We start from the raw sequence: 7,702 nt of genomic DNA on the forward strand, positions 1-7,702 counted from the left end.
TCATGAACCGCTCCCAGATGTCGCCCGGGAGGTTTCCACCACTGACCCTGCGCTTGTCCTTGAGGATGAGTGGCTTCCGGTTCCCCACGTTGCCCACCCACACCGCGGTGGCCAACTGTGGCGTGTAACCGATCATCCAGGCGTCGCCGTTGTCCTCGCTGCCGTCCTTGAGTTCCCAGGTGCCGGTCTTCGAGGCCGCCTTGCGACCGTCGTCGAGGCGGTGGTTGACAGCGGCCGGGTAGTCCTTCAGGACGGACGTCACATCGTCCACCACGCTCTTCTCGATTCTCCGCTTCGAGTCGAGCTTCTCGCTGTAGACCTTGTCCCACTTACCGGTGTTCGGGTTCTGCTTCTCCACCGAGTAGAGGAAGTGCGCCTTGTTGTAGACGCCCCCGTTGGCGAAGGTCGCGACGCCGTTGGCGTGGTCCAGCACCGTGATCGGATACTGGCCGTAGCCGACCACGTTGAAGAACGGCTCCGGCGTGATGTCCTTCGGGTCGCTCTTCGTCAGGTCGTAGGCCTTCGCCGGGTTGGTGTCAGTGCGCCACATGGCGGTGACGCCGGCCTGCTTGGCCATGTCGACGACCTTGTCCGCGCCGATCTCCTCCGTGACGTAGTAGAACGGCACGTTGAGGGACTTGAGCGTGGACACCCGCAGCGTGCAGGAGTTGCCGCAGGAGGGGTTGTCGGTGCCGGCGTTGCTGACCTTGAAGGTGCCCTCCGGCTTGAAGGCCTTGCCCTTCCAGCGAGACTCGAGCGCCTTCTTCTCCTTGAGCGCGGCCGCCAAGGTGTAGATCTTGAAGCTTGATCCGGGCGAGTGACCGCCGCTGATCGCGCCGGTGGAGTCGGTGTTCTTACCGGCATAGTCGGTGCCGGTGCCGTTGTCACCGCCGTAGTACGCGACCACCCGACCGTTTGTGGGATCGATCGCCACCACCGCGGCCATGATGTTGGAGGGCTGACCGGCCAACTCGGAGCCCTTGGACTTGCGCTGGGCCGTCTCGACCGCCGCCGCCTGCATCTTCGTGTCCATTGTGGTGCGGATCCGGTAACCGCCGGACATCAGCGCCTGGGAGCACGACGGCTTGGCATCTGTCACCTCCGTGTCCTTCTCGACACAGATACCCCTGTCCCGCATCTCCTGCCGGACGTAGTTGATGACGTTGCCGTACGGGGTGTCGACGCCGAAGTCGACGCCGATGCCGCCCTTCTTCGGGGACTTGATGGCCTTCAGCGGGTACTCGGCAGGACGCGGCTCCATGCCGGGCACACCCAGCCAGCCCTCCTTGACCATGCCGTCGATCACGTAGGTCCAGCGATCCTGTGCCGCGGTGGGGTTGATGGCCGGGTCGTACCCCTGGTGGGTGGAGCTGGGTTCCGGCTGCTTGATCAGAGCCGCGAGGACGGCACCCTCGGCCGGGTTGAGCTTGCTCACCGACTTGCCGAAGTAGGTCTGCGCTGCGGCCTCGATGCCGTAGGCGCCCCGGCCGAAATAGATCACGTTGAGGTAGTGCTGCATGATCTGCGGCTTCGTGTACTCGTCGTTGAGCTTGGAGGCGAAGATCGCCTCCTTCACCTTCCGGGCGTACGTGTCGTCCTTCAGGTTGTCGTAGGCGTTGCGCGCATACTGCTGGGTGATGGTGGAGGCACCCTGCTTGTCGCCGCCGGAGAGGTTGTTCCAGCCGGCCCGGGCGATACCCTTGTAGTCCACACCCGAGTGTCGGTAGAAGTTCCGGTCCTCGGCCGCGGCCACCGCCTTCTGCACGTAGTCCGGAATCTGGTCGATGGTGACCAGGGTCCGGTTCTGATCGCCCACCTTCGCGATGATCGTCTTGTTGTCGAAGGCGTACAGGGTGGTCGCCTGCGGCGGAGTGATCTCGTCCGGAAGCACCACGTTCGTCGAGTAGTAGGTGAACCCGACCACGCCGATGCCGGCGAGCATGACGAAGACGGCGAACCCGGCGATCAGCAGGTTCATCCGCTTGCGCTTCTTCGCCCGCGCCGCGGCGCCCGAGTCGCCCGGACCACGGCCGCCCCGACCGGGACCACCCGGGCCGCCCGGCCCACCGGGACCCCCAGGGCCGCCCGGCCCACCGGAGACCGGTGAGACGCTTGCGCGCGCGACCGCCGCACGACCACCGACCGACGCGGACCCGACGCTGGCCCGGCCCGCCGAGGCGGTGCCGACCGAGGCCGCACCGACGGAGGCGGCACCGACCGCGGCCCTACCTGCGGGCGCGCCCGGCGCCGGGGAGACGGGCACCGAGGCCCGACCGGCACCGGCGCGTCCAGCTGCCGCACCCGGTGCCGGCGAGACCGGCACCGAGGCCCGACCGGCCCGGCCGGTCGCTGCCGAACCCACCGACGCGGACCCGGCGGCCGCGCTGCCACGCGGCGGCACCGAGGCGGAGCCACCGACCGTGGCGCGGCCACCGGCAGCCCGGGGCGTCACCGAGGCGCGGCCCGGGGTTGCCGCGCCGGAGTCACCGCCGGGCCGGCGGTACGCGTCGTCCGCGCCCGGTCCGGGGTCACCGTCCGGACCCGAGTACTGGGCCCGCCCGCGCGCAGAACTGGGATCACCGTACGAGTTCATTCCTCACACCCTGCCGGTCGCGGTGGGGCGCGGCTGCGCCGCCACCGGGTTGCCGTGAGTTGCTTCACCCGGGACGCCGGCACGGGGGTGCCGGCCGACCGGGGTCATTGCCGTATCAATCGGGCCAATCGGGCGAACAAGCGGTCGGCCGTCCCGGGTTTCGTCTGCCACTCCGGGGCCGGTCCAACCAGCTGGTGTCACCGTTGCGCCTCTCGCCTCCGCCGACCGGCGCCTTCGGCGCCCGCCGCGTCCTGCTCGCTCGTGCCGTCGCTGTCGCCGGTCAGACCGTCCCGGCCGAGCAGGTACTGCTCGACGAGATGGTTCCAGTCACAACCGAGGCACACCTCCACGACGAAGACCTGGAACTCACGCAGCGTCATCGCCAGCACGGGCAACTCGGCAAGTGTCCGAGCCTGGCCGGCGGACTGCTTGAGTTCGTCACCGTAAATGTAGTGGACCAGCGTCAGGTTTTCGCTGCGGCAGATCGGGCAGCGCCGGTCCGTCGGCTCTCCGTGGAACCGAGCGGCGTTCTTCAGGTACGGCGACGCGTCGCAGACGTCGTACGTGCCGACCCGGCCGGCCAGGAGCTCACGCAGCACTGCTCGCTTCTGAAGCGAGTAGTCGACGACCTGGCGCTGCGTACGCATGCGGAGAAGGGTACGCGGTCCGAACCGAGCAGGCGACCACGCTCACAATCCGTGACGACGACATCTCGGAACGGGGGTTTGCCCTGGCCCACGCGACCCGCTAACGTGCGATGTATCGGTCCGATACATCGCGGCGGTTACCACTCCACGCCGGAGGGTAAAGAGAGGGTGGCCAGTGCTTGAGTTCGCCATCCTCGGCCTCCTGCAGGAGTCTCCGATGCACGGCTATGAGCTGCGTAAGGAGCTGACCGCCAAACTCGGCGCGATCCGGGCGGCGATCAGCTACGGCTCGCTCTATCCCACGCTACGCAGGCTGCAGGCGGCGGGATGGATCACCGAAGCTGCTGAGACACCCGCCACTGCCGAGGAGGTTCCCGCGCTGACCAGCCGACGAGGTCGGGTGGTCTACAAAATCACCGCGGAAGGCAAGGAACGCTTCGCCCAGCTGATCGCACAGGCCGGGCCCGAGACGTACGACGACACGGGCTTCGGGGTGCACTTCGCGTTCTTCGCCCGGACCGACCAGGCGACCCGCCTGCGCATTCTGGAGGGTCGCCGCCGCAAGATCGAGGAGCGTCGCGAAGGGCTTCGCGACGTGCTGGGCCGGGCGGCCGAGCGCCTCGACGCTTACACGCTGGAACTGCAGCGCCACGGCCTTGATGCCTGTGAGCGCGAGGTCCGCTGGCTGGAGGAGCTCATCGCCAACGAGCGCTCCGGCCGAGCCCCGACGGTCCCGAACATCGGGACAGCCGGCGGCCGACGAGAAGACAACAGCCCGCCTCCGCCTGGAGAGACCAGGAATGAGCGGCCGTGACAGAAAAGAAGGAGGCAGACGCTATGGGCTCCGTCCGCGTCGCCATCGTCGGTGTGGGTAACTGCGCCTCGTCCCTGGTTCAGGGCGTCGAGTACTACCGGAACGCCAACCCGAACGACCGCGTCCCGGGTCTCATGCACGTCGCCTTCGGCGACTACCACGTCAACTCCGTGGAGTTCGTCGCGGCGTTCGACGTGGACGCCAAGAAGGTGGGCATGGACCTCGCGGAGGCGATCGTCGCCAGCGAGAACAACACCATCAAGCTCTGCGACGTGCCGCCGACCGGCGTCAGCGTGCAGCGCGGTCCGACCTTCGACGGTCTGGGCGAGTACTACCGCGAGATCGTCGAGGAGTCGGACGCCACCCCCGTCGACGTGGCGCAGGCGCTGCGTGACGCGCAGGTCGACGTCGTCGTCTGCTACCTCCCGGTCGGCTCCGAGCAGGCCGCCAAGTTCTACGCCCAGGCCGCGATCGACGCTGGCTGCGCGTTCGTCAACGCCCTGCCGGTCTTCATCGCCTCCGACCCGGAGTGGGCCCAGAAGTTCACCGACGCTGGCCTGCCGATCGTCGGTGACGACATCAAGAGCCAGGTCGGCGCCACCATCGTGCACCGTGCCCTCGCGAAGCTCTTCGAGGACCGCGGCGTCGAGCTGCTGCGCACGTACCAGCTCAACTTCGGCGGCAACATGGACTTCATGAACATGCTGGAGCGCAAGCGCCTGGTCTCGAAGAAGATCTCGAAGACCCAGTCGGTCACCTCGCAGATCCCGCACGAGATGAGCAAGAGCGACGTGCACATCGGCCCGTCGGACCACGTGCCGTGGCTGGACGACCGCAAGTGGGCGTACATCCGCCTGGAGGGCCGCTCGTTCGGTGACACCCCCCTCAACGCCGAGCTCAAGCTCGAGGTGTGGGACTCTCCGAACTCGGCCGGCGTCATCATCGACGCGGTCCGGGCCGCGAAGATCGCCCTGGACCGGAAGATCGGCGGCCCGATCCTGTCGGCCTCGTCGTACTTCATGAAGTCTCCGCCGGTGCAGTACGCCGACCACGACGCCCACCAGGCCGTCGAGGAGTTCATTGCCGGTGAGGTCACGCGCTGACGCGCTGAATCATCAAGCACGTGGAAGGGCCGGGTCCGTGCGGACCCGGCCCTTCGCCGCGTTCAGCTCGACATCTCCAGGTACGGCGACAGCCGCAACGCCAACTCGTCAACGGAATCAATCTCACCGCTGGCCAACGCGTCGGTGAGCGCCATCCGCTCCTTGGCCGGCATGTGTAGCACCACCCCGCAACGAACCAGGAAGATCCGCATAGCTGCCCAGGCGAGGCCGGCGTTCCACATGTCGAGCGGCCGCCAGATCATCAATCCGTGCATCAACGCCGCCGCCCTCTCCAGCACGGTCGGGTAGACGGCCCGCCCCAGCATCCGGGCGTGTGGGCGGGCCGCCGCTGCGACGAGGATGCCGCCGTCCCTGACCCGGCTGTGCTGGCCCGTGTGCTCGGACAGGAGGATCAAGAGGTCTTCCGGCTCGGGCCACGGTTGATTCACCGGTCCCCCAACATCTCGAAGAACTCGGCGTCTTCCTCCAGGACCCGCCGGGCGGCCTGGCGGGTCCACTCGTTGCGCTCCTGACGCTCGAGGTATTCCTGGATCGCCACCTCGACGGTCTTGTGCATCGAACGGTGTTCCGCCTCGGCCAGCTCCCGAAGGCGCTGCTCGACCTCGGGCTTGAGCGTCAGGGTGAAGGCCATACCGTTTTTGTATAACTCTTCCGGGGGTACGTCAACCAGACTCGACACCGTCTCTTGCCTCCATCTCCGCAGCCAGCACGTTCGCGTTTCGACCAACGCACATGCAGAGACCGAGGTACGGAGGCAATGGGTCGAAATGTGTAGCGATCGTCACGTGTTCATCTCCCGGCGCGACGTCCAGGCGTGACGGCATCGGTCGAAGGTCAGGACCACGCGTGTCGCAGCGCGACAGCGGCCTCCAACTCCAGCAGCTTGATCTTGCGCGGCAGGCCTCCGCCGAAGCCGACCAGCTTGCCGCCCGCCCCGACGATCCGGTGACACGGCACGATCACCGGGACCGGGTTGCGGTTGCAGGCCACTCCCACCGCCCGTGCCGCCCCAGGGTCGCCCACCAGGCGCGCCACCTCGCCGTACGTCAGCGTCTCCCCGTACGGGATCCGCGTCATCTCCCGCCACACGGCGCGCTCGAAGTCGGAGCCGCGCGGCACCGACACCGGAACGGTGAACGTCGTCAGCTCACCGGTGAAGTACGCCCGCAGCTCGTCGACGGCCTGCCGGGACAGCGCGTCATCGGGCTCGTCGGTGGCCGCCTCGAGCCGGCCGAAGTGGGCACCGCAGACGTTCGTGCCGTCGGTGGCCACGGAGAACTCGCCGATCGGCGAGTCGAGCACGGTCCAGCGCATCCACCTATTCTCCCCGACGCGGACCATCTCGCCGACCCGGCCTCCGGCGTCGGGTCGAGCGCCACTCCCGACCCGCAGCGGTAGATCATCTTCACGTCCTGTCAGGCCGTTCGGCGTTGCGCGGCGTCGATACCGTCAAGGTCGTGGCAACGGGGACGCTCATCTTTCTGATCATCGGCGGGGCGGGCATCGGCGTGCTCGCGCTCGCGCTGCTCGGCACCGAGCTGCTCCACTTCGGGCACGCCGACGTGGACGGGCCGATCTCGGTCGAGACGGTCGCCGGCTTCGCCGGGGCTTTCGGGTTCGGCGCGGCCATCGTCAACGAGCTGCTCGGTGCGCGTACACCTGGCATGGTCGTCGGGGCGGTGGCCGGCGGCGTGCTCGCAGCCGTGCCCACCGGCTGGTTGGCGTCCCGGCTGAGTCGGGCGGCGCGGAACATGCGCACCGACCCCACCCCCACCCGCGACGACCTGGTCGGCGCGCTCGGCCTGGTCGTCACCCCGGTGCCGGCCAACGGGTACGGCGAGGTCCGCATTCGCCTCGCCGGCCAACCGGTCAAGCTCAGCGCCCGCGCGGACCAGCCGATCCCGATCGGCGCCCAGATCTTCGTCGTGCAGGCGCTCAGCGAGACCAGCGTGCACGTAGAGACCTACTGATCTCCCCCTCACAGACGGGACTATTTATATGGCCCTACTCATCGCCATCGGTGGCGCGGTCCTCCTCGTGCTCATCCTGGTGTTCTTCGTGCTCTCCCGGATCAAGGTGGCCGGCCCGAACGAGGCGTTCATCGTCACCGGTCGCAAGGGCCGCACCACGCAGACCGCCGACGGCGGGCGGTCCACCGACACCTCCGGTCAGAAGGTCGTGCTGGGCGCCTCGGTGTTCGTGCTGCCGGTGGTGCAGAAGCTCCAGTCGCTCGACCTGTCCAGCCGGCGGATCGACGTCGGCATCCGGGGCGCGGTCAGCAAGCAGGGCATCCGCGCCGACCTGCATGGCGTGGCGATCGTCAAGGTCGGCGGGACCGAGGACGCGATCCGGGCCGCCGCCCAGCGGTTCCTGCACCAGCAGGACGAGATCGACAACTTCACCCGGGAGGTGCTGGCCGGCGCGCTGCGCTCGATCGTCGGCCGGCTCACCGTCGAGGAGGTCATCCGGGACCGGGCGGCGTTCGCCAGCGCCGTGGCCGAGGAGGCCGAGCACTCGATGACCA

General features: G+C 68.2%; 10 protein-coding genes. 5 read left to right on the forward strand and 5 right to left on the reverse strand.

From position 1 onward, the window contains the following. On the reverse strand, window positions 1-1,978 hold a 1,978-nt coding region (locus ABZ749_RS24625), incomplete at its 3' end, for a transglycosylase domain-containing protein (protein ID WP_357231680.1). Here ABZ749_RS24625 and ABZ749_RS24630 point away from each other — a divergent pair. Further along, a complete protein-coding gene (locus tag ABZ749_RS24630; RefSeq protein ID WP_357231682.1) occupies window positions 1,941-2,651 on the forward strand; it encodes a hypothetical protein in 711 nt (236 codons plus the stop codon). The genes ABZ749_RS24625 and ABZ749_RS24630 overlap by 38 nt on opposite strands. A gap of 139 nt (window positions 2,652-2,790) precedes the next feature. Here ABZ749_RS24630 and ABZ749_RS24635 read toward each other — a convergent pair whose 3' ends face one another. Then, a complete protein-coding gene (locus ABZ749_RS24635; RefSeq protein ID WP_355004535.1) occupies window positions 2,791-3,240 on the reverse strand; it encodes a DUF5318 domain-containing protein in 450 nt (149 codons plus the stop codon). 175 nt (window positions 3,241-3,415) lie between these two features. Here ABZ749_RS24635 and ABZ749_RS24640 point away from each other — a divergent pair, with 175 nt between their 5' ends. Further along, on the forward strand, window positions 3,416-4,054 hold the full coding sequence (locus tag ABZ749_RS24640) for a PadR family transcriptional regulator (protein ID WP_030331823.1): 639 nt from the start codon (window positions 3,416-3,418) through the stop codon (window positions 4,052-4,054). Between the two features lie 23 nt (window positions 4,055-4,077). Next, the gene (locus tag ABZ749_RS24645; RefSeq protein ID WP_357231685.1) at window positions 4,078-5,157 is read left to right on the forward strand and encodes an inositol-3-phosphate synthase; all 1,080 of its coding nucleotides are present in this window, start codon (window positions 4,078-4,080) and stop codon (window positions 5,155-5,157) included. Between the two features lie 62 nt (window positions 5,158-5,219). On the opposite strand, the gene ABZ749_RS24650 is transcribed toward ABZ749_RS24645, so the two are convergent. The 3 genes from ABZ749_RS24650 to ABZ749_RS24660 form a co-directional block, all read right to left on the reverse strand. Further along, a complete protein-coding gene (locus tag ABZ749_RS24650; RefSeq protein ID WP_357231688.1) occupies window positions 5,220-5,573 on the reverse strand; it encodes a hypothetical protein in 354 nt (117 codons plus the stop codon). 29 nt (window positions 5,574-5,602) lie between these two features. Beyond that, complete coding sequence (locus ABZ749_RS24655; protein ID WP_088987059.1) at window positions 5,603-5,809, reverse strand: ribbon-helix-helix protein, CopG family; 207 nt, start codon at window positions 5,807-5,809, stop codon at window positions 5,603-5,605. Window positions 5,810-6,012: 203 nt separating this feature from the next. Beyond that, on the reverse strand, window positions 6,013-6,492 hold the full coding sequence (locus tag ABZ749_RS24660; protein WP_357231691.1) for a methylated-DNA--[protein]-cysteine S-methyltransferase: 480 nt from the start codon (window positions 6,490-6,492) through the stop codon (window positions 6,013-6,015). A 98-nt stretch (window positions 6,493-6,590) separates the two neighbouring features. Here ABZ749_RS24660 and ABZ749_RS24665 point away from each other — a divergent pair, with 98 nt between their 5' ends. Together ABZ749_RS24665 and ABZ749_RS24670 are read left to right on the forward strand one after the other, a co-directional pair. Then, on the forward strand, window positions 6,591-7,148 hold the full coding sequence (locus ABZ749_RS24665) for a hypothetical protein (protein ID WP_357208251.1): 558 nt from the start codon (window positions 6,591-6,593) through the stop codon (window positions 7,146-7,148). A gap of 28 nt (window positions 7,149-7,176) precedes the next feature. Next, window positions 7,177-7,702: flotillin family protein (locus ABZ749_RS24670; protein ID WP_357231694.1), on the forward strand; the 526-nt coding region annotated here is incomplete at its 3' end.

Origin of the sequence: Micromonospora sp. NPDC047753 (assembly GCF_040642735.1) — a bacterium.
GTDB lineage: Bacteria > Actinomycetota > Actinomycetes > Mycobacteriales > Micromonosporaceae > Micromonospora.

Coding starts and splice junctions, on each gene's coding strand:
- ABZ749_RS24660 (WP_357231691.1), bottom strand. CDS start 6,492: ATGCGCTGGACCGTGCTCGACTCGCCGATCGGCGAGTTCTCCGTGGCC.
- ABZ749_RS24645 (WP_357231685.1), top strand. CDS start 4,078: ATGGGCTCCGTCCGCGTCGCCATCGTCGGTGTGGGTAACTGCGCCTCG.
- ABZ749_RS24655 (WP_088987059.1), bottom strand. CDS start 5,809: ATGGCCTTCACCCTGACGCTCAAGCCCGAGGTCGAGCAGCGCCTTCGG.
- ABZ749_RS24635 (WP_355004535.1), bottom strand. CDS start 3,240: ATGCGTACGCAGCGCCAGGTCGTCGACTACTCGCTTCAGAAGCGAGCA.
- ABZ749_RS24630 (WP_357231682.1), top strand. CDS start 1,941: ATGACGAAGACGGCGAACCCGGCGATCAGCAGGTTCATCCGCTTGCGC.